Raw genomic sequence first — 25,464 nt, 5'->3', positions numbered from 1 at the left:
AGGTGACCACACCCAACGAGCCCGACGGACAGCGCACCGGGTCCGACCCGGCCGGTGGCCACGGCGATCGGATCGCCGACGATCGCTCCGCCTCGAACGGTGAGTGGGCGCGTACCCCCGGTCGCCCCGGCGCCTCGGTGGCCGACCGTCCGCAGGGTGACTCCGGTGCCAACGGTGCGACCGGTGACGACAACGGCTCGTCACAGGGCGTACCGGACCCCGATGCGCAGCGTCCGACGTCGGGCACGGGTGCCGGTGGGAAGCCGCCGTGGCAGCGTGTCGGTTCGCAGTTGCCGCCGACCGGTGGTCCGGTGCAGCCCAACCGCCCCGACCAGTCACCGTCGTCGGGTCAGGCGGCCCCCACCGGTCAGCAGCCGGCGAACCCGAAGCCGTACCGGCCGCTGGTGACCGGGACCGCGGCGCCCAAGCCGCCCGGTCAGCAGAACCCCGCCGGACAGTCGGCCGATCAGCAGTCGGCCGCCCCGACCGCGCGGGCACCGATCTCGAAGCTCGACGCCCAGGGCAACGTGGGCCAGTCGGGGCAGGGTCAGGCCAACCGTGGTCGGAACTCGTTGGCCGGCAAGGTGATCGACGGACCGACTCGCAACATCGACCGCAGTGACATCCCCGAGGACCTGCCCGACCTCGATGCGATCCACCACCCGACCACCGCCCCGACCGCACAGGCCGCACCGTCCTCGTCGGCGTTCCGGTCGGTGGAGTCGGTCGCGCCGGGACCGCGCGGACCGCTGCGCGCCGCCGTACAGCTGCGCCGCATCGATCCGTGGTCGACGTTCAAGATCTCGTCGGTCCTCGCTGTCGCGCTCTTCCTCATCTGGATGATCGCGATCGGTGTGCTCTACGTGATCCTCGACGGCATGGGTGTCTGGGATCAGGTGAACAGCTCGTTCGGGACGCTGGTGTCGAGCGACGCCACCACCGACACCTCGTTCCAGATCACCGCGGGCGGTGTGTTCGGCATCGCCGCGCTCATCGGTGCGGTGTATGTCGTGGTGTTCACCGCCCTCACGACGGTGGGTGCGTTCATCTACAACATGAGCGCCGACCTCGTCGGCGGCGTCGAGATCACGCTGGCCGACCGCGACTGATCCGAGCCGGTTTTGTTTCTGGCGCGGTCAGTCGGTAATCTTTCCGAGGTTCACGGGCCTATAGCTCAGGCGGTTAGAGCGCTTCGCTGATAACGAAGAGGTCGGAGGTTCAAGTCCTCCTAGGCCCACGTGGTCAAGGTCGTTTTCGTGGTGGTCGGGCTGGTGGCGACGGTTGTCGTCGGGCTCGTCGCCGAGTCGAAGCGGAACACGATCGAGTGGCATTCCCTCCCCACCCGCTAGAGCGATCTGGCACGGGGCCTTAGCTCAGTTGGTAGAGCGCTGCCTTTGCAAGGCAGATGTCAGGAGTTCGAATCTCCTAGGCTCCACAACCTTTTTCCCGCGCGTCGCGCGTCACGAACCCTGGCCGGCGATGGCGAAGTACACCACGAGGCACAGCACGGCGGCGAAGATGTAGAACCAGCCGATCCACAGCGCAGCGGTCGCCAGCGACGAGCCCTGTTCCTTGCTCTCCCGGATCTGCCTGCGCGACACGTAGGCGCAGATGACGCCGAACACCGACGTGATCCCCAGGAACGACAGGATCAGCGCGACGACCGACAGCTTGTTCGTCGAGTTGCGGGGTGCGGCGCTCATCGCCTCGGACTCCTGATCGGCATCGGAGTCGGATTCGCGTTCGATGAACTCTGCGGGGCGGTACGGGTCATGGACTTCTGTCTGTGCCTCGGAGGGGTGGGGACCGCGTGCCGGCTCGGCCGGTCGCTGGTCGGACATCATCGAATACGCGGCGTTCGCGGTCGCCCCGGGCCCGCTGAGGACACCGGGTGGCTGTGCACGGGTCTGTGATCCGTCGCGGTCGTACGCGGGGCGCTGCTCGGTGCGCGGCTGATCCGCACGGAACGGCGGACGCTGCGGGGCGCCGTGCGCAGGACCGGGACGGCCCATGCCGGGCGGGGGAGGGGCCTGACGATGCTGCGGACCGGTGGGCGGTCGCTGATCTCCCCGTCGCGCGTCGGGCTGGTTCGGCGACGCTGGACGCCGAGGGTCGAACCGGCCGGCGTCGGGGTGACCGTTGTCGTAACGCCCGTCCTGTGGATGCACGCCTACAAGCTACTCGGCGCGGGCGGAGCCGTCGCCGCCCGACGTGGGGACGTCCTCGACCCGCGGCGGGTGCGCGGCCACCGGAGCCGGTGTGCGGCGGCCCGAGCGGAGGGCCACGGCAGCGGCACCGCCACCGGCGACCACGGCGATGCCGAGCACGATCAGACCGGTGCGAGCGCGACGTGACGGGCTCTTCGAGGCGCGCACCGACGGCAGGCGCGGCGTCGGCACCGACGGCAGCGACGGGGTCGGCACGGAGATGCGCGGGATCGAGGGACCCGAGCCCTTCGTCGCCGAGCCCCTCTTCGCGGCGCGATGGGCCAGGAGTCGGGAGGTGATCATCCGCACCGGGGTCGACCACGGCGCCACGTACCCCAACGCGGCCGAGCCGACCGCTGATCGCACCGGGTGCTGCGAGCCGGTCGCAGCGTGTGCGACGCCCTTGTCTCGATCATCTGAGGTACCGATCACGGCAGCCACCTCTTCCCGTCGACCTGGCTGTCGACCTACGTCGCCGCCCGCGGATGCGGACACTGTGTGACACCACCCTGCCAGGCCCATGCGAACCGCGAGACGCCGCCACGGGTGCGGGTGGCACCATGGAGGGGTGAGCACACCACAGAAAACCGCGACCGCGACCCTGCACACGAACCAGGGCGACATCGTCATCGACCTCTTCGGCAACCACGCGCCGAAGACCGTCGAGAACTTCACCGGTCTGGCCACCGGCAGCAAGGAGTACAGCCAGCCGAACGCCTCCGGCGGTGACAGCGGCCCCTTCTACGACGGTGCGATCTTCCACCGCGTGATCGACGGGTTCATGCTGCAGGGCGGCGACCCGACCGGCACCGGCACCGGCGGTCCCGGCTACCAGTTCGGTGACGAGTTCCACCCCGAGCTGTCGTTCGATCAGCCGTACCTGCTGGCCATGGCGAACGCCGGCCCGGGCACCAACGGATCGCAGTTCTTCATCACCGTCACCAAGACGCCGCACCTCAACCGCAAGCACACGATCTTCGGTGTGGTCGCCGACAAGGACTCGCAGGCCGTCGTCGACAAGATCGGGACCATCGCGACCGACCGTCGCGACAAGCCGCTCGACGACGTGATCATCGAGAAGATCGAGATCAGCTGAACCAGTACCCACCGCCGCCGGGGTATCAACCCCCGGCGGCGGTCTGTGTCCGCCACCCCGATCGGCCGACAGGTCTCGCCTGCAGCCGGTGCGGGCGTCCGGCGTGTCCGCAGTGTCTGACCCCGGCGGCCGTCGGACAACACTGCGTCGACTGTGTGCGCCAGGCCGGCGGGAGCGTTCCCGCCGCCCGCATGATGGGCGCCACCCGACCGCTCGTCACCTACGGGCTGATCGCGGTCAACCTCGTGATCTTCGTGCTCACCGCGGCACAGGCGCACAGCGCATCGAACGTCGGCCCGGGGACCTCACGCGTCTTCTTCGACGGCGTCCTCTTCGGGCCCCTCGTCGAACAGGGCGAGTACTGGCGCCTGTTCACCTCGGGCTTCCTGCACTTCTCGGTGATCCACGTCGGCCTGAACATGCTGACGCTCTACATCCTCGGCCGCGACCTCGAGATGTCGATCGGGTCGAAACGCTTCCTCGGCATCTACGTCACCGCACTGTTCGGCGGCAGCGCGGCGGTGTCGCTGTTCTCCCCCGACGCCGCGACGGCCGGAGCGTCCGGCGCCATCTACGGCGTGATGGGCGGACTGCTCGTGGCCGTGGTGCGCGCGAAACTGCCCGCCGGCCAGATCGTCGCGCTGATAGCGATCAACATCGTCATCTCGCTGTCGATACCGAACATCTCGCTGTGGGCGCATCTCGGAGGTCTCGTCTTCGGTGCCGCCGCCACGACGGGCGTGTTGATGGCGCCGGGGTGGGTCCTGCCCGAGGGACGACGCTCCGCCGCGGCCGCGAGCCGCGTCGGTTGGGTCGCGATCGTGGCGCTCACCCTGCTGGCCATCGCGATCAGCGCGGTCGCGGTCGCCGCCGTCTGACCTACCGGTCGTCGTCCTCGGGGCGCAGGCGCACATCTCTGCTCTCGGTGACGTCGTGGCCGAGCCCGGCCAGCGCCTCGGCGACGTCGGCGGGCGCAGCCCCCAACTCCCATCGGCCGAGGATCACCAGCTTCTCGTCGCCGTCGTTGCTGTCCACGATGTCGATCTCGAGGTTGGGCACCCGCCGCCCGAAACGGGGGTAGCTGACGACACGGATCCGCGCGATCGACGCCCGCGGATGGGTGTGACGGCCGGTGACGGTGCGGATCGTGAGCGACTCCCGCGTGGCGGTCAGGCGCGGTCGGATCACCAGCGACGACCCGCCCAGCGCGATCAGCAGCAGGCCGGCCACACCCATGATGACCAGACCTGCGGGGTCCGAACCGGACAGCGCAGCCGCGGCGAGAAGCACGACGCCACCGACGGTCAGTGCACAGCCCACGGGCACAGGTGTGGCCCACGACGTCGAGTTGTCCACAGGCTCTATCCCCAATGTGGATGAATTACACACATGTCATTCCCCAGGTTGGGGACAAAAAACTCTGTCGACGACGGAGTCGTCAGCGCCACTTCATCGTCATGAGAAGGCCCGTGATCATGAACCCGAAACCGATGAGGAAGTTCCAGGCACCGAGGTTGTACATCCAGTGCAGGAGCTTGCCGTCGCCGCCGAGGCTCGACGGGGTCGCGACGAGGTAGAACACGATCAGCCAGGCCAGGCCGATCAACATGAGGCCGAGCATCGCGGTCACATAGATCTGGCTCGACGGACCGGCCTTCACCTTCACCGGCGTACGGCTCGCCGGGTTGATGGTGTAATCGGTCTTCTTCCGGACTTTGGACTTCGGCATGTCTTCCTCGCTGTGAAACCTCGGTCGGCCGCGCCCCTCGCGGGGGGCGCATCGGGGGCGACTCGATGGGGGTCGGTGGTGCTCGCGGATGGGTGTCCCCACGGTATCCCACCGGCCGTTTCGGACCGATCACGCCGAGAAACCGATGTGAGACGCGACGGCCTGCGGCGGTAGCGTGACGGCGTGAGCACTCGCAACGGTGGACCGTCGGCCTCGGTCCCGTCGGTATTGGTTGTCGACAACTACGACAGCTTCGTCTACAACCTCGTGCAGTACCTGGGGCAGTTGGGCGTGACGGCGACGGTGTGGCGCAACGATGACGAGCGGTTGACCGATCTCGACGCCGTGGCCGAGCAGTTCGACGCGATCCTGCTCAGTCCCGGTCCCGGGACCCCGCAGCGGGCGGGCGCCACGATGCCGCTCGTGGATGTCGCCGCGCGGACCGCGACCCCTCTGCTCGGCGTGTGCCTGGGACACCAGGCGATCGGCGCGAGTTTCGGGGCGACCGTCGACCGCGCGCCGGAGCTGCTGCACGGCAAGACCTCGACGGTGTTCCACGACGCGAGCGGTGTGCTCGCGGGGCTCCCCGACCCGTTCGTCGCGACCCGCTACCACTCGCTGACCGTGGTGCCCGAGACGATCCCCGACGAGCTGGTCGTCACCGGACGCACCGAGACCGGCATCGTGATGGCCATGGCCCATCGCGATCTCCCGATCCACGGGGTGCAGTTCCATCCCGAGAGCGTGCTGACCCAGGGTGGGCACCGGATGCTCGCGAACTGGTTGCGCCTGTCCGGTTTCGAGATCTCCGAGCCTCTGGTCACGAGTCTCGAGGAGACCGCGGCCGCCGCCATCGGCGCCTGAGCGCGCGTGGGTCAGCCGGGCAGCAGGCTCGCCTGACCGACGACGACGTTGATCGCCCCGTTGTTGTTGATCAACGAGTTCGCGGCGGGCTGCTGCGAGATCACGCGGTTGGCATCCGGTGATCCCAGTCCGACGTTGCGCGGTGTCTGGTTGAGGGTGGTGTCGCGCCAGCCCGCGGCGGTCAGGGTGTCGATGGCCTGCTGCACCGTCTTGCCGGTCAGGTCGGGCATCCGGAACTGGTTGCCGCGCGAGACGGTCACCGTCACGGTGCTGCCCTCGTCGACCTGCGAGCCCGACGCGGGGCTGCTGGAGAGCACGGTCCCCTCGGGCTGATCGGAGTCGGCCTGCACGATCTGCGCCTTGAGCTTGGCCTGGTCGAGGGTCTCCGACGCCTGGTCGGAGGTCTGTCCGGTCAGTGTGGGCACCGAGACGCGCCGCGGCCCGGTCCCGATCTGCACGGTGACGAGGGTGTTGACCGCCTGCGAGGTGCCGATGGCCGGTGACAGCCCGGCGACCTTGCCGCGGAGCTGGTTCGTCGAGGCGACGTTGCCCTGTCGGACGTCGGTGAACCCGAGGTCACGCAGCGCCTTGCTCGCCTCGTCATAGGTCTTGCCGGTGAGATCAGGCAGGTCCTGACGCACCGGACCGGTGGAGATGTACAGGGTGACCTGGGAGTTCTTGTCGGCGCGGACGCCTTCGGACGGTGCCGTGCGGGTCGGGCTGCCCGACGCGACGTCGTTGCTCGACTCCTGTAGCTGGTTCACCCGGAACCCGAGACCCTCGAGTGTCGACCGTGCCTCGGCGGCCGACATGGAGGTGACGGCCGGGATCGCGACCTGGTCGTCGGACGAGTCGGCCCAGGGGCGGGTCAGCAGCAGCGCGACGAGCACGATCGCCGCGACCACGGCCGCGCCGATCGCGAGGATCTTCGGCATCGCGCCGCGGCGGCGGTCGTCGTCGTCGGGTTCGGGACGGCGGTGCGAGGTGGGACCCACCCGCGTCGACCGCGCGCGCGGCACCTGCTCGATGACGCCGGTCTTGTCCTCGTCGGAGAGCAACATCGGCGCGCTGGGTCGGCCGCCGGCGAGCACCTTCATCAGGTCCGACCGCATCTCGCCCGCCGACTGATATCGGTTGGCGGGGTTCTTGCTCATCGCCTTGAGGATCACCGAGTCGAGCTGCGGCGGGATCTCGCGACGGATGCTCGACGGGACCGGCGGGTCCTCCCGTACGTGCTGGTAGGCGACGGCGACGGGGGAGTCGCCGGTGAACGGCGGCTCGCCGGTGAGCAGCTCGAACAGCACACATCCCATGGAGTACACGTCGCTGCGCGCGTCGACGCTCTCGCCGCGGGCCTGCTCGGGCGAGAGGTACTGCGCGGTGCCGATGACCGCCGACGTCTGCGTCATCGCGCTGCTGGCGTCGGACATCGCGCGCGCGATGCCGAAGTCCATCACCTTCACCGCACCCGACTTGTCGATCATCACGTTCGCCGGCTTCATGTCGCGGTGCACGATGCCGTTCTGATGCGAGAAGTCCAGTGCCGCAGCGACATCGGCCATCCAGGTCATCGCCTGCCGGGGCGACACGTGGCCCTGGGCGCGCAACACGTCGCGCAGCGTCTCGCCGTCGACGTACTCCATCACGATGTAGGGGATGGGGCCCTCGGGAGTGTCTGCTTCACCGGTGTCGAACACCGACACGATCGTCGGGTGGTTCAGCGCGGCGGCGTTCTGCGCCTCGCGCCGGAAGCGCAGATAGAAGCTCGGGTCGCGCGCCAGGTCGGCTCGGAGCACCTTGATCGCCACGTCGCGGTGCAGACGCAGATCCCGCGCGCCGTGCACCTCGGACATACCGCCGAACCCCAGCGTCTCACCGAGTTCGTATCGGTCGGACAGGTGGCGAGGAGTCGACATCTGTCACCTCTCCGCGTCGGTGGGGGCGTTGTGATCGAGCCCGTCCGGGGTCTGACCGCCATGGTAGTTCTGGCCCAGACCGGGGATCAGCGAGCCGAGATCGGGCAGCAGTCCACCCGGGGCGGTGGTCGTGGTTGTCGTCTCCGGCGTCGTGGTGGTCGTGGTCGGAGGCGTGGTCGTGGTGGTCGTCGTCGTGGTCGTGGTGGTCTCGTCGGTGGTGGTCGTCGTCTCCGGGGTCGTCTCCTCGGTGGTGGTGACCACCGACGAGGACGACGGTGCCGGCGTCGTGCCGCTGCCACTGTCGTTCGTGGCGAGCCAGTACCCGACGAGCCCCAACGCGGCGAGCAGCAGCAACACCGCGACTGCGGCCAACGCCTTCTGGCCACCGGTCCAGCTCCCGTTGTCGGGGGCCGGCGCGGCGGGGATCGGGCGCCGTGAGGTGGCGGTGGGCGGCGGCGGGCCGGCGGGACGCGGGATGGGTGCCGACATCTCCCGGGTGTGCGGGGGCGGCGCGGCCACCACGGCACCCGCGCGCGGCGGAGGCGGACGTCGTCCGGCCCGCACCGCGGCGACGGCGTCGGCGAATTCGCCTCCGTTGGCGTAGCGCTGCTGGGGGTCCTTCGCCATGGTGATGGCGATCAGTTCCCGGATCCCGCCGGGCAGGTCGCTCGGCAGCGGGGGAGCGGTCTCGCGGATGTGCTTCATCGCGACGGTGATCGCGCCGTCGCCGAGGAACGGTCGACGGCCCGATATCGCCTCGTAGCCGACGACACCCAGCGAGTAGACGTCCGACGACGACGTCGCGTCCTCGCCGAGAGCCTGCTCGGGCGAGATGTACTGCGCGGTGCCCATCACCATGCCGGTCTGGGTCACCGGCGCCGCGTCGACGGCCTTCGCGATGCCGAAGTCGGTGATCTTCACCTGACCGGTCGGCGTGATGAGGATGTTGCCCGGCTTCACGTCGCGGTGCACGAGACCCGCGACGTGCGCGGCCTGCAGCGCCCGGCCGGTCTGCTCGAGCATGTCGAGGGTGTTGGTCAGCGACAGCCGACCCATCCGCGCGAGGACGGCGTTGAGCGGTTCACCGTTGACGAGCTCCATCACCAGGTACGCCAGCGCCGGTCCGCCCGACCGGTCGGGTGTCTCGCCGTAGTCGAAGATGCTCGCGATGCCCGGGTTGTGCAGCCGCGCGGTGGTCTGTGCCTCGATCCGGAAGCGGCGCAGGAACTCCGCGTCGTCGGAGAACTCCGACTTGAGCACCTTCACCGCCACCCGGCGGTCGAGACGGGTGTCGAGACCCTCCCAGACCTGACCCATGCCGCCGGTGGCGATCAATCGCATCAGCCGGTAGCGGTCGGCGATGGTGGTTCCACTCTGCAGACTCATCGGGTCCCCCTGTCATAGAGACTCATTGCGCGCCACCCACCATCGCGTTGATCACGGCTCGACCGATGGGTGCGGCCGACGAACCACCGGTCGACTGCACACCGCGATCACCGTTCTCGACGATGACCGCGACGGCGATCTGGGCGTTGCTCGACGGCCCGAAGGCGATGTACCAGGCGTAGGGGGTGTCGGCGGCCTCCGACGTCGCCGAGTGCTCGGCGGTGCCCGTCTTCGAGGCGATGGTGACCGGGCCACCCGATCCGGACGTGTTGCGCTCGGAGTCGACCATCAGGCTCGTCAGCGTCGCCGCCGTCGTCGCCGAGATCGGCTCGTTGATCGAGGTCGGCGCCGTCGTGTACAGCGTCTTGAGGTCGGGACCCTGCAGCTTGTCGACGAGGTACGGCTGCATCCGTACGCCGCCGTTGGCGACCGTCGCGGCGATCATCGCGTTCTCCAGCGGGGTCATCCGCACGTCGCGCTGGCCGATGGCGCTCTGTCCGAGGGCGGCGAGGTCGTCGATCGGACCGGTCGTCGAATCCGACACCGACATCGGCACATCCGGGGTGTCGGCGTCGAGACCGAAGCGGTTCGCGGTCGACTTCACCGTCGCGATCGGGTTCGACAGGCGTTCGGTGGCCAGCTGCACGAACGCGGTGTTGCACGAGTACTGGAACGCCTGACGCAGCGTGACCTCTCCGCCGCTGGATCCCGGGCAGGTCTCGCCGGCGTAGTTGGTCAGCGATGTCTCGGTGTTCGGCAGCGTGATGGAGCTGTTCGCGGTGAGGCGGGTGGTGTCGGGGTTCACGCCCTGCGCCAGTGCCGCGGCGGTGGTGACGACCTTGAAGGTCGACCCCGGCGGGTAGGTCTGGTTGATGGCGCGGTTGAGCATGGGTTGCGCTGTCTCGCTGGGGTTCTCGGGATTCCAGGCGTCCCAGCTGGTCTCGCGGACCGTCGCGTCGTGGCTTGTCAGCTTGTTCGGGTCGTACGAGGGTGTCGAGACCATCGCGAGGATCGCGCCGGTGCTGGGCGCGATCGCGACGACCGAACCACGGCAGCCGCCGGAGCAGCCGGCGTTCATGGCGTCGTAGGCCACCTTCTGCAGACGCGGGACCACCGTGGTGACCACGTTGCCGCCGCGCGGGTCCCGCCCGGAGAACATGTCGAGGAACCGCTGACCGAACAGCCGGTCGTCGTTGCCGTTGAGCAGCGAGTCGTAGCTCTGCTCGATGCCGGCGCTGCCGTACTGGAACGAGTAGAAACCGGTGACCGGCGCGAACGCTGCCGCGTACTTGCCCGGGTACACCCGCAGGTACTTCAGACGGTCGTTCGTGGGCACCGACTGTGCGATGACCTCCTGGCCGGCGGTGATCTGGCCGCGCTGCCGCGAGTACTCGTCGAGGAGCACCCGCTGGTTGCGCGGATCGGCCTTGAGGTTGTCGGCCTTGAACACCTGGATGTAGGTGGCGTTGGCCAGCAGGGCGACGACCATCACCATGACGGCGATGACGACGCGACGGATCGGGATGTTCACGCGCGCTTCACCACCTGCGTCTGGGCGAGCGCCACCGGGGTCTGCTTCTTCTTCGTGGTGTCGGGTTCCCGCGCGGCGTTCGACACCCGGATGAGCAACGCGACCAACACGTAGTTCGCCAGCAACGACGACCCGCCGTAGGACATGAACGGCGTCGTGAGTCCGGTCAGCGGGATGAGCTTGGTGACGCCACCGACGACGACGAACAGCTGCACGGCCATCGAGAACGACAGCCCGGTCGCGAGGAGCTTGCCGAAGCTGTCGCGGACCGTGATCCCGGTGCGCAGGCCCCGCACCACGAGGATCAGATAGAGACCGAGGATGCCGGCGAGTCCGACGAGACCGAGTTCCTCGCCGATGGTCGCGATGATGAAGTCGGTGTTGGCGAACGGCACGATGTTGGGTCGGCCCGACCCGAGACCGGTGCCGAACAGTCCGCCGGTCGCGAGCCCGAAGAGTCCCTGACCGACCTGGTAGCCGGTGCCGTAGAAGTCGCTGAACGGGTCCTGCCAGACCTGCACGCGCACCTGCAGGTGGGGGAACAGTTCGTAGGCGAGCACCGCGCCGACGGCGAAGAGGGCGACGCCGATGATCACCCATCCGGCGCGCTCGGTCGCGACGTAGAGGAGCGCGAGGATGGTCGAGAAGATCAGCAGCGGTCCGCCGAGATCGTTGGCGAGCGCGAAGATCCCGATGGTGACGATCCACGCGGCCAGCAGCGGACCCATGTCGCGGGCGCGCGGGAGATCCATCCCGAGGAAGTGCTTGCCCGCCGTGGTGAACAGGTCGCGCTTGGACACCAGCAGCGACGCGGTGAAGATGATGATCAGGATCTTCGAGAACTCACCGGGCTGGATGTTGAACAGCGGTGTGCGGATCCAGTTCTTGGAGCCGTTGATCTCCGACAGCGACGCCGGGAGGATCACCGGGATCGCGAGGAAGATCAGGCCGCCGAGGCCCAGGATGTAGCTGTAGCGCGACAGTGTGCGGTGATCCCGGACGAAGATCAGGATCGCGGCGAACGCGACCACCCCGAGCGCCGCCCACAGCACCTGCTGGTCGGCGTTGTTGGTCACGGTCGTGGCCTCGGCGGTCTCGCCGTTGCGGCCCGACCCGAGGTCGAGGCGGTGGATCAACACCAGACCCAGCCCGTTGATCACCGCGACGAGCGGCAGGATCAGCGGATCGGCGTAGGGCGCGTAGCGGCGGATCACCAGGTGCGCGAAGCCGAACAGGCCGACGAAGGCGCCCGCGTACTTCAACAGGTCGACGGTGAGCTGCTGCTCCTGGGCGGCCTCGACGTTGATCATCGCGGCGAAAACCACCACCGTGGCCGCACCGAGCAGCATGAGCTCGGTGTTGCGCCCGGTGGGTCGGCGGATGGGACCCGACGTCGGGGTCTGGGTGACGGCTTCGGATGACATCAGTGCCCCCGACAGACCTTGCGGCCACTGTCGTCGAAGCGATCACTGCTCGTGTCGATCGTGGTGGTCGGGGGAGCGGAGCTCACCGGTGCGCCGGGGGCCGGGGCGGGGGAGCCGGTCGGTGTCGGGGTCGCGGGCGGCGGGACGCTCGAGGCGGGTGCCGAGGTGGGTGCGCCGGTCGTGGTCGGGACCGCCGACGAACCCGCGCTGCCGCCGAGGGTGGAGGTGCCGCACAGCGGCAGCAACGACAGCAACGACACGTTCTGCTTCGCCTCGTCGAGCGGGACGCTCGGCTTGCTCGCACGCACCGTGTTCTGGCTCGGCTGCGACAGGTCGGTGACCGGCAGGCGCGTGCACGAGGCGGCGTCGCCGGCGTCGGTGAAGGTGATGGTCGGTGTCTCCGCCCGCAGATCGCTGACGCAGGCCGACAGGCTCACCGAGTTCAGCGAGAACCCGAGCACCGAACCCTGCATGCCGCGGTAGAGCACCACGTTGCCGTCGCTCTCGCCGACGTAGTAGTTCGAGCGGATCACCGACCGCGCGACGAATCCGCCGGCGATCACGAGCACGATCAGCGTGATCGCGGCCGCGGCGAACAACCACCGTCGACGCGGGCGCCGGGTGGCGACCGGCTCGGGCTCGACGGTCGGACGGGCGGGGGCCTCCCGCGGTGGGCGCAGGGCCGCCGCACGACCGGCCGCGGTGGTCGGGTCGGGGGTGTAGTCCTCGTCGTCGTCGCCCGCGGCACCGGCACGGATCGGACGGTGGTCGCCGTAGTCGACGTCGGCGACGTCGGCCACCACCACGGTCACGTTGTCGGGTCCGCCGCCGCGCAGCGCCAGCTCGATGAGGCGGTCGGCGCAGTCGCGGTGATCGGCGACCGACCGCAATGTGTCGGCGATCGTCTCCTCGGTGACGACATCGGAGAGGCCGTCGGAACACAGCAGGTAGCGGTCACCGTCGCGCGCCTCGCGGATGGTCAGCGTCGGCTCGACCTCGGTGCCGGTGAGCGCGCGCATGATGAGCGACCGCTGCGGATGGGTGTGGGCCTGTTCGGCGGTGATGCGGCCCTCTTCGACCAGCGTCTGCACGAACGTGTCGTCGCGGGTGATCTGGTTGAGATCGCCGTCGCGCAGGAGGTAGCCGCGGGAGTCGCCGATGTGGCACAGGGCGAGGCGGTTGCCGGCGAACAGGATCGCGGTGAGCGTGGTGCCCATCCCGTCGAGTTCGGGCGACTGGGCGACCTGATCGGCGATGGCGGCGTTGCCGCTGCGGATCGCGTCATCGAGCTTGCCGAGGAGATCGCCGCCGGGCTCGTCGTCGTCGAGGGGCTGCAGCGCCTCGATCACGAGTTGACTGGCGACCTCACCGGCCGCGTGGCCGCCCATGCCGTCGGCCAGGGCGAGCAGGCGCGCGCCCGCGTAGACCGAGTCCTCGTTGTTCGATCGGACCAGTCCGCGGTCACTGCGCGCGATGTAGCGCAGCACCAGCGTCACGGGCGCAACTCGATCACGGTCTTGCCGATACGCACCGGCGTGGCGAGGGGGACCTTCACCGCCGTCGTCACCTTGCCGCGATCGAGATAGGTGCCGTTCGTCGAACCGAGGTCCTCGACGTACCAGTCGTCGCCGCGTCGGGAGATCCGTGCGTGCCGTTCGGAGGCGTAATCGTCGGTGAGCACGAGCGTCGAGTCGGCCGCGCGACCGATGAGCACCGGTTGGGTACCCAGGGTGATACGTGTGTTCGCCAGGGCGCCGTGCGTGACCACGAGATACCGCGCCGCGCCCTTCGGTCGGGCGGCGCCGCCGCCACCGGAGAGCCGCCCCTTGCGCTCGTACCGCGGGACGGGTCGTTGGCCGGTCGCGGCGTAGACGTCATGCCGCAGCGTGCGCAGAACGGCCCAGACGAAGAACCACAGCAGCAGGAGGAACCCGATGCGGGTCAGTTGCAGCACGATGCCCTGCACAGCGGTTCACCTCCGGATGCGACGTCGTGGGGACACTTCGGGTCGGCCGCGATGTCTCGACCCGCGACATCGGCGCACCGACCATGGACTCACATCCTATGGGCAGGGTGCGAGTGAATCGGTATCTGTATGTGTCAGGTTGGCATCGCTTGCCGAGGGCGATGCGTCCGACCAGCGCCTAGTGCGCGGCCGTCACTGGAAGCGGACGGTGATGTCGGAATGGCCCACCCGGATGTGGTCGCCGTCGGCGAGTTCCCAGCTGCTCACGGCGACGTCGTTGACGGTGGTGCCGTTGGTGGAGTTCAGGTCGTGCAGCAGCGCGACCTGCCCGTCCCACCGGATCTCGACGTGGCGACGCGAGACGCCGGTGTCGGGGAGGCGGAACTGCGCGTCCTGACCGCGGCCGATCACGTTCGACCCGTCGCGCAGCGAGAAGGTGCGGTTGCTGCCGTCCTCGAGGCACAGCGTGACGCCGGCGGGGGCGTAGGCCGGGGCGGCGGTCGCCGCTCCGTAGCCCTGCTCGTACCCGGCGGGCTGGTAGTTGCCCTGGTCGTAGGCGCCCTGGTCGTAGCCACCCTGGTAGGCACCGCCGCCGCGGGGCGCGTACCCGCCCTGGTCGTAGCCGCCCTGCTGGTAGCCCGCGTCGCGGTAGTCGGCGTCGGCGTAGTACCCGGCGTCGGCCTGCTGGTAGCCGCGGTCGTTGCCCGCGGGGCCCTGGTCGTAGCCGGCCTGGTCGTACCCACCGGCCTGGCCGTAGCCGCCCTGCTGGTAGCCGCCACCGGCCCGGTAGGCGCCCTGGTCGTAACCGGGGCCACGGTCGTACGCGGGTGCGCCGGCGTCGGGATGGCGCGGGTCGCCGTAGTCGGCGGCCGGCGGGTAGCCGCCCTGATCGGCGGGCGGGTAGCCGCCCCGATCGTTGGGGGCGTATCCGCCCTGGTCGTAGCCGTGTCCGGGCTGCGCGTAACCGCGGTCGTCGTATCCGGCCTGGTCGTAGCCACCGGTGCCGTACCCGGGCTGCGCGTATCCGCCCTGGTCGGACGCGGGACGATCGCGACCCGGCTCCCGGTCCCCCTGGTCGTATCCCCGGCGCGGGTCGTGTCCTGAGTTCTGGGTCATCGGGAATGCTCCTGGTTCTGCGATCGCGTTCGGTGGGTGGCCTGCGGATGGGCGCGGTGGTGCGGGCGGGGCCGGGTGGGCCTCCCGCGATCCCACCGGCTTGGGGACGGCGTCGGGGTCGATCGCACCGCGTGCCCGGAACTGTCCGGTGTGCAGCGACGGCGAGTGTTCGAACTCGACGATCACATCACCGTAGGTCTGCCAGCCGTTGTCGCGGATGAAATGCTCGAGATGCTTCGAGAACGTCTTGCGGTTGAGTTCGTACTCGGCGGCCATCTGCTCGTGATCGGTCGAGCTGACCACCACCGTGTAGCTGTTCGGGGCGAGCCTGCCGCCGTCACCGAGGTTCTCGAGGGAATCCTCGGCCTCGCGCTGCAACGCGCCCTCGACTTCCTGAGGGGCAACCTTGCCACCGAAGACGCGGGCGAAGCCGTCGTCGACGGCGCCCTCGAGCTTCCGTTCGATTCTCTGCAGAATTCCCATGCCGGGGGCCTCCCTTCGCTCGCATCAGCGTGTCGCCGTGCCCCGTACGCCGTTTGATGATAGCGATTCGCCTGGGCATTCGTCCCATCGCGTCCCCATCCGTCCCGCCCGTCACAGCGCGTCGTGTCCTCCGATCAGGCGAAAGAGTGCCCCGAGCAGCGATTTAAACCCCAACTGCCCTGCGTGCTATCGTCTTGGGCGTCCGTTTGCTTCACAACGCGGACAGGCCACGGGCGAGTGGCGGAATGGCAGACGCGCTGGCTTCAGGTGCCAGTGTCCTTCGGGACGTGGGGGTTCAAGTCCCCCTTCGCCCACACACAAGAGGTCCCCGCTTCGGCGGGGACCTCTTGTCGTTGCAGCGGCGCGACCGGCGGTCACCGCGCGTCGATGAAGCCCATGATCGAGTTCGCGATGAGTTGCACCGCGATGGCGGCGAGCAGGAGTCCGGCGATCTTGGCCAGCAGGGTGACCCCGCCGACGCCGAGGATGCGGATGAGCACCGTGGAGAACCGCAACACGATCGCGATCACGACGTGGACGGTCACGATGGCCGCGGCGATGGCGATGTAGGCGGAGCCGTCCCCCGAGGCCTGGCTCACCGAGACGATCACCGCGGCGATCGCACCGGGACCGGCGAGCAGAGGTGTCCCCAGCGGGACGAGCGCGACGTTCACACCGTCGGACGCCGTGGGCCGCGAGGCGCCACCCCCGTTCAGCAGCTGCAGCGCCACCAACAGCAACAGCAGTCCCCCCGCGCCCTGCAGCGCGGGGACCCCGATGTGGAGGTAGGCGAGGATGAACTTCCCGCCGATGGCGAACGTGCTGATCACCAGCAGGCTCACCGCGGGGGCCTGCCACGCGGCGCGATGCCGGTCGGCCGGGGACTGGTGGCCGACGAGCGACAGGAAGATCGGGATCTGACCGGGCGGGTCCATGATCACGATCAGCGTGATGAGGACCGTCGTGTACTCGGTGACATCGAACCCCACCGTGTGGGGTCAGTCCGCGATCGGCGGCAGCGTCACGACCTGGCCGGCGTAGGCGAGGCCGGCACCGAAGCCCATCAACAACGCCGTCTGACCGGGCTGTGCCGCACCGGAGCGCAACACCTCCTCCATCGCCATCGGGATCGACGCGGCGCTGGTGTTGCCGGTCTGTCGGATGTCGTTGGCGACCACGGTCTTCTCGCCGAAGCCGAGGACCTTCACCAGCGCCTCGGTGATGCGGCTGTTGGCCTGGTGCGGGACGAAGACGTCGATGTCGTCGACGGCGACGCCCGAGACGTCGATGGCGTCGCGACAGGCCTTCTCGAGGAACGTGATGGCCCAGCGGAACACCGCGGGTCCGTTCATGCGGATGTACGGACGCACCGACGTGCCGCCGGTGGCCTCGGCCTCGGCGACCTCGTCGAAGTACTGGCCGAAGTCCTTGTCCTGCTTGATCGCCGTGGTCTGTGAGCCGTCGCTGCCCCAGGAGACCGGACCGACACCCTCGACGTCGGACGGACCGAGCACGACGGCACCGGCACCGTCGGCGAAGATGAAGGCGCAGCCACGGTCGGTGGGGTCGAGCAGGTCGGTGAGGCGCTCGACACCGATCACGAGCGCGTACTTCGCCGCGCCGGACCGGACGAGACCGGCCGCGGTGCCCAGCGAGTAACAGAACCCGGCGCAGCCGGCGCCCACGTCGAAGGCGGCGCAGTTCTCGATACCGAGCTCGGTGGCCACGACGGCGCCTGCCGACGGACCGAGGACCAACATCGACGACGTCGCGAGCACGATGCAGCCGATCTCGGCGGCGTCGATGCCTGCCGCGGCGATGGCGTCACGAGCGGCCGCGAGGCTCATGCTGACGATGGTCTCGTCGTCGCCGGCGAAACCGCGGGTCTTGATCCCCGACCGGCTCTGGATCCACTCGTCGCTCGAGTCGATGGCGTCGACGATCTCGGAGTTGGGCACCACACGCTTCGGGCGGTAGACACCGAGCCCCAGCATGCGCACGTGCGCGGTCGTGGGGGCGGTCGCCAGCACTGCAGTCATCTTCTTCTCTCCTCACCGGTCGGTGCGCCCTCGCCACCGCGGGGCCGTCGGCCCCAGCCGGGATGTCTCGGACTATCGGGCGCACCATATACAAGACATGGTGCCCCCAGCACCCCGTCTCATGTGCAGGAGGTCGGAGTTGACGGTCGAGGTGTTACCGAACACAGGTCGTCACCGATGGGACGACACGTGGCTGACGTCGCTGCAGTCGTTCCCGGCGACCGGCAACTTCGACCTCGAGGCGGGCGCCCACGGCGTGTTGATGGTCCACAACGAGGACATCGTCGACGCGGGTGGCGGCTTCGACACGCACCGTCACCGCGACGTCGAGATCGTCACCTGGGTGCTCGAGGGGAGCATCGAGCACCGCGATTCCGACGGCAACTGCGGCCTCATCGGACCCGGGCTGGTGCAGCGGATGTCGGCGGGCCGCGGGATCACCCACAGCGAGCGCAACGCGTCGTCGCGGCGGGACGACATCACCGCTCACGTGGTGCAGATGTGGTTGCCACCCGACGCCGACGGACGCGAACCCGGTTATGCAGAGCGCGATTTCACCGAGGACCTGTCCACGGGCGCACTGGTGACGGTGGTGTCGGGACGTGCGCGGGACCACGACACCGACGCGCTCGACATCGGCAACCGCTTCGTGGCCCTGCACATCGCGCGCCCGGGGGCGGGCACCACCGTCGAGCTGCCCGCGGCCCCGTTCGGGCACCTGTTCGTCGCGCGCGGGGAGGTCGAACTCCTCGGGCCATCGCCCACACCGCTGGCTGCCGGCGACGCCGTCCGCTCGGTCGACGAACCCGCGCTGACCGTGCGAGCGGTCACCGACGCGGAGATCCTCTTCTGGGAGATGCACGCCTCGTTCGACCTCTGAGGTCTCTCACAGCGCGAACTCAGCCGGCCAGCAGACCGTCGACGACGAGGGTGACCATGCGGAGCTGATCGACATCGCGTGGGCGTTCGCCGGAACTGACCGCGTGCATGGCCAGACCGTCGACGAGGGCGAGAACCGCCGCCGCCGCATCCGTGCATCGTCGCCGATCGGTGACGCCGGCGCGGACGAACGCCTGCGTCAGGGAGGCGCGGACCTCGCCGAGCACCTCGCGCTGCAGGTTCGCCAGCGTCGGTGAGACCGCGGCCCGGGCGGCGAAGGCGAGCTGCACCCGCGCCTCGTCGCGGCGCCGGTCGTCGAGGGGGAGGAGCTGGGTGAGGGCGCCGATGAGATCGCCGCGCACGTCGTCGCCGAGCTCCACGGCGTCGACGCGCTCGCGGATGCCGGTCACCACCGCGGTGAACGCGGCGACGATCAGATCGTCCTTCGTGCGGAACCAGTGCTGCACCGTGCCGATCGCCACCGACGCCTCGGCGGCGACCTCGCGGACCGTCACCCGGTCGAGCCCGCGATCGGTGACCACTCGCAGCGTCGCGTCGATGATCGATGCCGCGGCGGCAGGGGTTGACTTCTCGGCCATACCGAGGAACATACATCTGTATGAACCTATACAGATGTATGCCTGAGCGAGCTCGAGGACTGATCACGGCGGTGTGCGGCGCGCTGGCCCTCTCGTGGATCCCGTGGATGATCGACCCCGGAAGCGGATGGCTCTCGGCCGCGGTCCAGTCGGCGGTCTTCGTCGCCCTCGCGGTGTCGGGCGTGGTGTGGCCCGGCGGCAAGGTGGTCGCGGTCCGCTGCGCGCAACGACTCCTGATCAACCCGACCGTGCGGATCCTCATGTCCGTCGGCCTCAACCCGCTCGGACTGGTGATCCTCGAGACCACCGGGCGGGCGAGCGGACGACGTCGACGCACCCCGGTGGGCAGCGGCTTCCGCGACGGCACCCTGTGGGTGATCGCCGAACACGGCATGCGGGCGAACTACGTGCGCAACATGATCGTCGAACCCCACGTGCGGGTGCGCGTCCGTCGCGGATGGCGACAGGTCTGGATCGACGGCGTCGGCACCGTGCTCCCCGACGACGACCCCATCGCCCGTCAACGACAGATCGTCGGCCGGAACCCGTTGCGTGCGTTCAACGCGATGAACGTCCGCCTCCTCGGCGCGGAACTGCTCACCATCCGCATCGACCCGATCGTGATCACAGAGGATCAGGGTCGGACGAAGCCCCCTGTGTCTCAGGGTCGGACGAAGCCCTCTGTGTCTCAGGGTCGGACGAAACCCTCCGCGATCATCCAGTCCCGCGCGACCACGGCCGGCTCCTGACCGTTGACGTCGACCGCGAGGTTCAGGTTCGTGATGGTGTCGGTGGTCAGCTTGTCCGAGACCGGGGTCATCACCTTCTCGATGTCCGGGTGGTCCTTCGCGAACGCCTCGCGCATGACGATCGCCGCGTTGTAGTTCGGGAAGAACTGCTTGTCGTCGGTGAGCAGCTGCAGACCCAGTGACTTGATCCGACCGTCGGTGGTGAACACCTCGCCGAAGGGACACTCGGTACCGCCCGCGGTCGCCTGATAGATGATGCCGCCCTGCAGGATCGACACCGGCACCTTGGTGGGTGGGAACCCGTAGGCGCGGGCCATACCCGGGAAACCGTCCTGGCGCGAACGGAATTCGGTCTCCAGGCACGAGCGCGCGGCATTCGGGTCCCGGTTGACCAGAGCGGCGTAGTCGCTGAGCGTCTTCACCCCGGTCTTCTCACCGACGGCCTTGCTGGTCGCCAGCGCGTAGGTGTTGTTCATCGGTGCGGGCGCGGTCCAGACGAGCTTGTTCTCCTTGAGATCCTGATCGCGCACCGCCTCGAACTGGGCGCGTTCGCCGATCACGGGCTTCTCGTTGCCGAGGTAGTTGATCCATCCGGTACCGGTGTACTCGTAGGTGACGTCGACCTGCCCCGCGATCTCCGCGTCTCGTGTCGAGCGCGATCCGACGATGCTCGTGAGGTCGCGGACATCGGCGCCGGCGGCCATCAGGGCGTACTCGATGATGTAGCCCAGGATGGCCTGCTCGGTGAACTCCTTGGAGCCCACGGTGATCTTCACGCCGTCGAGAGCCGGGACCTTCTGGATAGATCCCGACGTCACGGTGAACGGCGGGGTACTGCCCGAGGACAGACCGCACGCGGCCGTCGCCAGCACCAACAGCGACGACAGTGCCAGCAGCACAACGGTTCTCACGCGGCGCGTCATACTCGCAGCCCCTTCGGCCCGAGCCAGCGTTCCGCCAGCGCCCCGACCCAGTCGACCATCATCGCCAGGCATGCGGCGAGCACCGAGCCCACCACGAGCGCGACGTAGTCGCGCAGCTTGTAGCCCGTGTCGATGAGGATGCCGAGGCCGCCGGCGTCGACGAGGAAGCTCAACGTGGCCGTGCCGACAGCGAGCACGAGCGAGGTCCGCAGGCCGGCGAGGATGTAGGGGATGGCCAGCGGGAACTCGAGGCGCACGAGGATGCCGGTCTTCGACATGCCCTGCCCCCGTCCGGCGTCGATCACCGCGGGATCGACGCTCGCATAGCCCAGCAGCGTGTTGGCCAGCACCGGCAGCAGCGAGTAGACGGCGATGGGGATGACCCCGATCCAGAAACCGGTGGTCGCGGTCCACAGGAACAGCAGCACCAGCAGCCCGATCGCGGGGGTCGCCTGGCCGATGTTCGCGATGGCGACGGCGATGGGAGCCAACTTCTTCAGGCGTGGGCGGCTCAGCAGTGTGCCCACCGGCACCGCGATCGCGACCACGATCGCTGCGACCACGACACTGATGACGAGGTGCTGCCACACCAGCGACGACACGTACGAGGCGTTGATGGTCTCCTTCTGCGTGGCCGTCAGATCGCGGGTGAACGCCCAGACCAGCACCGCCGCGGCGACCGCGATCACCAGCACCGGTTGGATCAGCAGGCGCAGGCGGCCCTCGCCGAGTTCGGAATCGACATCGGAGCCGATGGTGGTGGTCATGCGGGGTCCGTCGCGGCGACCTCGTCGGGGATCCGCATGTCGCGGATGGCCGCCATGAGGGTCTCGATCACGACGACGCCCTCGTAGCGACCGTTCTTGCCGGTGACGATCGCCGACACGCAGCCGGTGGAGAGGATCGCCTCGAGCGCCTGCTGCAGCGTCGAGGACATCGAGACGAGGTCGGCGGCGACACCCACGTCGCGCAGCGAGCTCGCCGAACGGAGGTGGTGATCGCGGACCCAGCGCACCGGGCGATCGCGGTCGTCGAGGATGACGCCCCAGTCGTCGGGCGTGCGGGCGATCGCGGCGGCGAACTCGGCAGGCGCATCGTTCTCGTGTGCGGTGGGTCGGTGCTCGAGCCCCACGTCACGCACCCGCACCAGACCGAGCTGCTGGAGAAGGGCGCCGCTGCCCACGAACCCCTCCACCATCTCGGTGGCGGGGTTGGCCAGGATCGCCTCGGGGGTGTCGTACTGCTGGATCGACGACGCCTCGCCGAGGACGGCGATACGGTCGCCGAGCTTCACGGCCTCGCTGAAATCGTGGGTGACGAAGACGATCGTGGTGCCGATCTCGGCGTGCAGCCGGATCAGCTCGTCCTGCAACGACGCCCGCGTGATCGGGTCGACGGCGCCGAACGGCTCGTCCATCAACAGCACCGGGGGATCGGCCGCGAGCGCCCGGGCCACACCGACGCGCTGCTGCTGACCACCGGAGAGCTGGCGCGGGAATCGATGGAGGTAGACCGCCGGGTCGAGGCCCACGAGGTGCAGCATCTCCTCGGTGCGCGCGGTGACGCGCTTCTTGTCCCACTTCAGCAGTCCCGGGACCAGCGCGACGTTCTGCGCGATCGTCATGTGCGGGAACAGGCCGGCCTGCTGGATGGAGTAGCCGATGGAGCGCCGCAGTTCGTTGGCCGGGATCGAGAGCGCGTCACGGCCGCCGATGCTGATCGATCCCGACGTGGGCTCGATGAGCCGGTTGATCATGCGCATCGTGGTGGTCTTGCCACAGCCCGAGGGCCCGACGAACACCACGATCTCGCTGGCGTTCACGGTGAGCGACACGTCGTCGACGGCGGCGGTCTTCTGCCCGGGGTAGCGCTTGCTGACGTGGTCGAGCACGATGTCGACGCCCGCCGACCCCCGTGTGCCCGTCGATGTCCCGGTACTGCTGGTGGTGGTGGTCATGTCAGTCACGCAGACCCTTCGAGGTCGTGAGTCGTCCGATGATCATGTAAACGGCGTCGAGAAGCAGCGCCAGCACGACGATGAGAACCGTGGCGGTGAGCGCCATGGGAATGGCGGTGGGGCTGCCGACCCGGGCGAGTCCGGTGAAGATCAGGTTGCCCAGGCCGGGACCCTTCGCGTACGCGGCGATCGCGAGGATGCCCATCGCCATCTGCGAGCTGACCCGCATCCCAGCGAGCACGGCAGGCCAGGCGAGCCGCATCTCGACGCGTGTCAACATCTGCAGCCGCGACATCCCGGTGCCGCGGGCGGCGTCGACGAGAGCCGGGTCGATCGACGACAACCCGACGATCGCGTTGCGGACGATGGGCAGGAGCGAATAGAGGACCAGGGCGAAGATGCTGGGGATCACCCCGAGTCCGAACACCGGGATGAGCAGACCCAGCAGCGCGAACGAGGGGATCGTCAGGATCACCGACGACACCGAGTTCGCCAGCGCGGCGACCGCCGGGTTGCGATACGTGGCGATGGCGACCGCGAGGGCGATCAGCGTGGCCAGGATGACGCTCTGCACCACCGCACTCACGTGCTGGTAGCTGTCGAACAGGAGCTGACGGCGATGGTCGGTGAAGTAGTCCCACACGTCGTTCACGTCGAGTCGAGCCTCGTTCCTACCCACCCCGGAAGGGGTGCGGCGGCGATGGGAGATCGCGCGACCGTGCGTGAAGGCCCCGGATTCGCCGAGTCTTGACGAGAAGCCACCGGATGCCCCGGAGGGCTCGCGAACCGGGTGTACCGGAGCGTGTTCCCGCCGTGGCTCGTTCGGATCAGTATGCGCCAAACCTTGCCGCCCATCGGCGATCACACGGAACATGCAGGTGGGACCATGTGCGGATGCGTGCTCTGATGTCGGATTCGCCGGTGTCGGGCGCGGGCGCGTCGGCCTGATCTACCGATGAAAGGCACTGTGCTGTGACCACGATCCTCGAACCGACCCACTCCCGCCTCAGCGGCCCGATCACCTCGCGCCCGCGGCCGGCGATCGAGGTGACCAAGTTGGGCCACCACCTCGGGGCGCGGATCGACGGCGTGACCCTCCGACCGGATCTCGACCCCCGCGTGATCGAGGAGATCCGGCGCGCGGTGCTGACGCACAAGGTCGTGATCATCACCGGTCAGCACCACATCGACGACGCCGCGCAGTACGAGTTCGCCGGTCTGCTCGGCACGCCGACGAAGGCGCACCCGACGGTGCTGTCCCGCGGCGAGGACCTGTTGCCGCTGGAGGGTGCGGCCAACTCGTGGCACACCGACGTCACCTTCGTCGACCGCATCCCGAAGATGTCGGTGCTGCGTGCGGTGGTCCAGCCCAGCTACGGCGGCGCGACCATGTGGGCGTCGACCGTCGCCGCCTACGCGGCCCTGCCCGCGCCGTTGCGGGTGCTCGCCGACAACCTGCGGGCGATCCACACCAACGACTACGACTACGCCGAGCACCTCACCGTCGGGGACTCGAGCGACCCCGAGTACCGCGCGGAGTTCACCAAGACGGTCTTCCGGACCGAGCACCCGGTGGTGCGGGTGCACCCCGAGACCGGTGAGCGCGCGCTGACGCTGGGGCACTTCGTCTCCGGTTTCGCCGGGCTCAAGACCTCGGAGTCGGCCGACATCCTGCGGCTGCTGCAGGCACGGGTCGAGCGGCCCGACAACACGTTCCGCTGGAACTGGTCACCCGGCGACATCGCCATCTGGGACAACCGCTCCACCCAGCACTACGGCGTGGCCGATTTCGGCGACGCCTACCGCAAGGTCAACCGCGTGACACTCGCCGGCGACATCCCCGTGGGTGTCGACGGCCGGCCGTCGGTCTCGCTCGCCGGCGATGCGTCGGCCTACTCGGTGGTCGACACCCCGCACCCGGTGTCGGGGTTCGTGCCCGCCAGCGAACGCAGCATCACCGCGCCGATCGACTGACGCGCGTCCGTACCATCGGCGCCACGTCCGTATCCATCACAGACGAACGAGGAGCTGACATGGTCGAGGTATCGCGCACGTTCACCGTCGCCAAGGATCGGGCGGCCGTCGCCGCTTACCTGCGCGACTTCACCAATGCGACGCAGTGGGACCCAGGGAGCCAGGACAACGTCCAGACCACACCCGGCCCGGTCGCGGTGGGCACCGTGTGGCACAACACCTCGAAGCTGGTCGGGGTGACCACCGAACTCGACTACACGCTGGTGCGCGACGACCCCGACCACCTGCGGTTCGAGGGCGTCAACAAAACCGCGACGAGCAGCGACGATCTGGCGCTGGCGGACGCGGGGAACGGCGGCACCCAGATCACCTACCGGGCGAACGTGTCGCTCAACGGCGCGGCGAAGCTGGGCGAGCCGATCATGTGGCTGGTGTTCCAGAAGATCGCCGGTGAGACCGTCCGCTCGATGACGTCGGCGCTGGAGGCGCTGTAGTCCGGGTTCTCCCTTGTCGTCCGTACGACAGTCCGTGAACCGCCACCTCGACGTCCCATCTGTGGGATCGTGCCCATCGTGAATGCTCCGAGCGTGTCCTCGGAGCCCGGGTCGGATGAGGTGTGAAGAGGT

The 25,464-nt window shown here is 68.9% G+C and carries 26 protein-coding genes and 3 tRNA genes; 11 read left to right on the top strand and 18 right to left on the bottom strand.

What is annotated here, in order from left to right; all coding sequences use genetic code 11:
- Positions 1 to 2: 2 nt before the first annotated feature.
- From ASG12_RS01525 to ASG12_RS01515, 3 genes are all read left to right on the top strand, one after another.
- Positions 3 to 1,109, top strand: a complete 1,107-nt coding sequence (locus ASG12_RS01525) for a DUF3566 domain-containing protein (protein ID WP_055784408.1) — start codon at positions 3 to 5, stop codon at positions 1,107 to 1,109.
- Between the two features lie 54 nt (positions 1,110 to 1,163).
- Positions 1,164 to 1,237, top strand: a tRNA-Ile gene (locus tag ASG12_RS01520).
- A gap of 125 nt (positions 1,238 to 1,362) precedes the next feature.
- Positions 1,363 to 1,435: transfer RNA gene (locus tag ASG12_RS01515), tRNA-Ala, on the top strand.
- 25 nt (positions 1,436 to 1,460) lie between these two features.
- On the opposite strand, the gene ASG12_RS01510 is transcribed toward ASG12_RS01515, so the two are convergent.
- Together ASG12_RS01510 and ASG12_RS01505 are read right to left on the bottom strand one after the other, a co-directional pair.
- Entirely contained in the window at positions 1,461 to 2,168 is a 708-nt protein-coding gene (locus ASG12_RS01510; RefSeq protein ID WP_156377880.1) for a DUF4190 domain-containing protein, read from the bottom strand.
- 9 nt (positions 2,169 to 2,177) lie between these two features.
- Positions 2,178 to 2,639, bottom strand: coding sequence for a hypothetical protein (locus ASG12_RS01505; protein ID WP_055784404.1), 462 nt, complete (start codon positions 2,637 to 2,639; stop codon positions 2,178 to 2,180).
- A gap of 88 nt (positions 2,640 to 2,727) precedes the next feature.
- Between ASG12_RS01505 and ASG12_RS01500 the strand changes: the two genes are divergently transcribed.
- Both ASG12_RS01500 and ASG12_RS01495 read left to right on the top strand, forming a co-directional pair.
- Positions 2,728 to 3,303, top strand: a complete 576-nt coding sequence (locus ASG12_RS01500; RefSeq protein ID WP_082501559.1) for a peptidylprolyl isomerase — start codon at positions 2,728 to 2,730, stop codon at positions 3,301 to 3,303.
- Between the two features lie 155 nt (positions 3,304 to 3,458).
- A complete protein-coding gene (locus ASG12_RS01495) occupies positions 3,459 to 4,181 on the top strand; it encodes a rhomboid family intramembrane serine protease (protein WP_235455773.1) in 723 nt (240 codons plus the stop codon).
- Position 4,182: 1 nt separating this feature from the next.
- On the opposite strand, the gene ASG12_RS01490 is transcribed toward ASG12_RS01495, so the two are convergent.
- Positions 4,183 to 4,659, bottom strand: coding sequence for a PH domain-containing protein (locus tag ASG12_RS01490; protein ID WP_082501555.1), 477 nt, complete (start codon positions 4,657 to 4,659; stop codon positions 4,183 to 4,185).
- Positions 4,660 to 4,741: 82 nt separating this feature from the next.
- Positions 4,742 to 5,032 (bottom strand): cell division protein CrgA, encoded by a 291-nt coding sequence (gene crgA / locus ASG12_RS01485; RefSeq protein ID WP_045824948.1) that lies wholly within the window; start codon positions 5,030 to 5,032, stop codon positions 4,742 to 4,744.
- Positions 5,033 to 5,215: 183 nt separating this feature from the next.
- Between crgA and ASG12_RS01480 the strand changes: the two genes are divergently transcribed.
- Positions 5,216 to 5,896 carry an aminodeoxychorismate/anthranilate synthase component II gene (locus ASG12_RS01480; protein ID WP_055784397.1) on the top strand — a complete coding sequence of 227 codons (681 nt, stop codon included), beginning with the start codon at positions 5,216 to 5,218 and terminating at the stop codon, positions 5,894 to 5,896.
- 11 nt (positions 5,897 to 5,907) lie between these two features.
- Here ASG12_RS01480 and pknB read toward each other — a convergent pair whose 3' ends face one another.
- The 7 genes from pknB to ASG12_RS01445 all read right to left on the bottom strand — a co-directional run bounded on the left by pknB (position 5,908) and on the right by ASG12_RS01445 (position 15,718).
- Complete coding sequence (gene pknB, locus ASG12_RS01475; RefSeq protein ID WP_055784395.1) at positions 5,908 to 7,812, bottom strand: Stk1 family PASTA domain-containing Ser/Thr kinase; 1,905 nt, start codon at positions 7,810 to 7,812, stop codon at positions 5,908 to 5,910.
- Between the two features lie 3 nt (positions 7,813 to 7,815).
- Positions 7,816 to 9,198, bottom strand: coding sequence for a serine/threonine-protein kinase (locus tag ASG12_RS01470; RefSeq protein ID WP_082501553.1), 1,383 nt, complete (start codon positions 9,196 to 9,198; stop codon positions 7,816 to 7,818).
- Between the two features lie 22 nt (positions 9,199 to 9,220).
- Positions 9,221 to 10,729 carry a penicillin-binding transpeptidase domain-containing protein gene (locus tag ASG12_RS01465; protein ID WP_055784393.1) on the bottom strand — a complete coding sequence of 503 codons (1,509 nt, stop codon included), beginning with the start codon at positions 10,727 to 10,729 and terminating at the stop codon, positions 9,221 to 9,223.
- Entirely contained in the window at positions 10,726 to 12,153 is a 1,428-nt protein-coding gene (locus tag ASG12_RS01460; protein WP_055784391.1) for an FtsW/RodA/SpoVE family cell cycle protein, read from the bottom strand. Before ASG12_RS01460 ends, ASG12_RS01465 begins: the two co-directional genes overlap by 4 nt.
- Positions 12,153 to 13,649, bottom strand: coding sequence for a PP2C family serine/threonine-protein phosphatase (locus tag ASG12_RS01455; RefSeq protein ID WP_055784389.1), 1,497 nt, complete (start codon positions 13,647 to 13,649; stop codon positions 12,153 to 12,155). The genes ASG12_RS01460 and ASG12_RS01455 overlap by 1 nt, the downstream gene beginning before the upstream one ends.
- The gene (locus ASG12_RS01450; RefSeq protein WP_055784387.1) at positions 13,646 to 14,119 is read right to left on the bottom strand and encodes an FHA domain-containing protein FhaB/FipA; all 474 of its coding nucleotides are present in this window, start codon (positions 14,117 to 14,119) and stop codon (positions 13,646 to 13,648) included. Before ASG12_RS01450 ends, ASG12_RS01455 begins: the two co-directional genes overlap by 4 nt.
- A gap of 192 nt (positions 14,120 to 14,311) precedes the next feature.
- The gene (locus ASG12_RS01445) at positions 14,312 to 15,718 is read right to left on the bottom strand and encodes a DUF3662 and FHA domain-containing protein (protein WP_055784384.1); all 1,407 of its coding nucleotides are present in this window, start codon (positions 15,716 to 15,718) and stop codon (positions 14,312 to 14,314) included.
- Between the two features lie 231 nt (positions 15,719 to 15,949).
- Between ASG12_RS01445 and ASG12_RS01440 the strand changes: the two genes are divergently transcribed.
- Positions 15,950 to 16,032: transfer RNA gene (locus ASG12_RS01440), tRNA-Leu, on the top strand.
- A 60-nt stretch (positions 16,033 to 16,092) separates the two neighbouring features.
- Here ASG12_RS01440 and ASG12_RS01435 read toward each other — a convergent pair.
- Complete coding sequence (locus tag ASG12_RS01435; RefSeq protein ID WP_055784383.1) at positions 16,093 to 16,707, bottom strand: MarC family protein; 615 nt, start codon at positions 16,705 to 16,707, stop codon at positions 16,093 to 16,095.
- Positions 16,708 to 16,716: 9 nt separating this feature from the next.
- Positions 16,717 to 17,757 carry a beta-ketoacyl-ACP synthase III gene (gene fabH / locus ASG12_RS01430; RefSeq protein WP_055784381.1) on the bottom strand — a complete coding sequence of 347 codons (1,041 nt, stop codon included), beginning with the start codon at positions 17,755 to 17,757 and terminating at the stop codon, positions 16,717 to 16,719.
- 139 nt (positions 17,758 to 17,896) lie between these two features.
- Between fabH and ASG12_RS01425 the strand changes: the two genes are divergently transcribed.
- On the top strand, positions 17,897 to 18,637 hold the full coding sequence (locus tag ASG12_RS01425; RefSeq protein WP_235455771.1) for a pirin family protein: 741 nt from the start codon (positions 17,897 to 17,899) through the stop codon (positions 18,635 to 18,637).
- 19 nt (positions 18,638 to 18,656) lie between these two features.
- Here ASG12_RS01425 and ASG12_RS01420 read toward each other — a convergent pair whose 3' ends face one another.
- Positions 18,657 to 19,235, bottom strand: coding sequence for a TetR/AcrR family transcriptional regulator (locus tag ASG12_RS01420; RefSeq protein WP_055784377.1), 579 nt, complete (start codon positions 19,233 to 19,235; stop codon positions 18,657 to 18,659).
- A 107-nt stretch (positions 19,236 to 19,342) separates the two neighbouring features.
- Here ASG12_RS01420 and ASG12_RS01415 point away from each other — a divergent pair, with 107 nt between their 5' ends.
- Positions 19,343 to 19,984 carry a nitroreductase/quinone reductase family protein gene (locus tag ASG12_RS01415; RefSeq protein ID WP_082501739.1) on the top strand — a complete coding sequence of 214 codons (642 nt, stop codon included), beginning with the start codon at positions 19,343 to 19,345 and terminating at the stop codon, positions 19,982 to 19,984.
- On the opposite strand, the gene ASG12_RS01410 is transcribed toward ASG12_RS01415, so the two are convergent.
- The 4 genes from ASG12_RS01410 to ASG12_RS01395 are packed head-to-tail and all read right to left on the bottom strand — an operon-like array spanning position 19,924 to position 23,516.
- Positions 19,924 to 20,907 (bottom strand): glycine betaine ABC transporter substrate-binding protein, encoded by a 984-nt coding sequence (locus ASG12_RS01410; RefSeq protein ID WP_055784374.1) that lies wholly within the window; start codon positions 20,905 to 20,907, stop codon positions 19,924 to 19,926. The two genes, ASG12_RS01415 and ASG12_RS01410, sit on opposite strands and share 61 nt — an antisense overlap.
- Positions 20,904 to 21,674 (bottom strand): ABC transporter permease, encoded by a 771-nt coding sequence (locus ASG12_RS01405; RefSeq protein ID WP_055784372.1) that lies wholly within the window; start codon positions 21,672 to 21,674, stop codon positions 20,904 to 20,906. Before ASG12_RS01405 ends, ASG12_RS01410 begins: the two co-directional genes overlap by 4 nt.
- Positions 21,671 to 22,873: an ABC transporter ATP-binding protein gene (locus ASG12_RS01400; RefSeq protein ID WP_443089067.1), complete on the bottom strand. Its 1,203-nt coding sequence runs from the start codon at positions 22,871 to 22,873 to the stop codon at positions 21,671 to 21,673. The genes ASG12_RS01405 and ASG12_RS01400 overlap by 4 nt, the downstream gene beginning before the upstream one ends.
- Positions 22,866 to 23,516, bottom strand: coding sequence for an ABC transporter permease (locus ASG12_RS01395; RefSeq protein WP_045820911.1), 651 nt, complete (start codon positions 23,514 to 23,516; stop codon positions 22,866 to 22,868). The genes ASG12_RS01400 and ASG12_RS01395 overlap by 8 nt, the downstream gene beginning before the upstream one ends.
- A gap of 329 nt (positions 23,517 to 23,845) precedes the next feature.
- Here ASG12_RS01395 and ASG12_RS01390 point away from each other — a divergent pair, with 329 nt between their 5' ends.
- Positions 23,846 to 24,838, top strand: a complete 993-nt coding sequence (locus tag ASG12_RS01390) for a TauD/TfdA dioxygenase family protein (RefSeq protein WP_156378001.1) — start codon at positions 23,846 to 23,848, stop codon at positions 24,836 to 24,838.
- 59 nt (positions 24,839 to 24,897) lie between these two features.
- The gene (locus ASG12_RS01385; protein ID WP_055784369.1) at positions 24,898 to 25,332 is read left to right on the top strand and encodes an SRPBCC family protein; all 435 of its coding nucleotides are present in this window, start codon (positions 24,898 to 24,900) and stop codon (positions 25,330 to 25,332) included.
- Positions 25,333 to 25,464 lie beyond the last annotated feature (132 nt).

This window comes from Williamsia sp. Leaf354, from assembly GCF_001424365.1.
GTDB lineage: Bacteria > Actinomycetota > Actinomycetes > Mycobacteriales > Mycobacteriaceae > Williamsia_A.
Note: the sequence above shows the minus strand (reverse complement) of the source record. Positions and strands in the feature narration are given on the sequence as shown.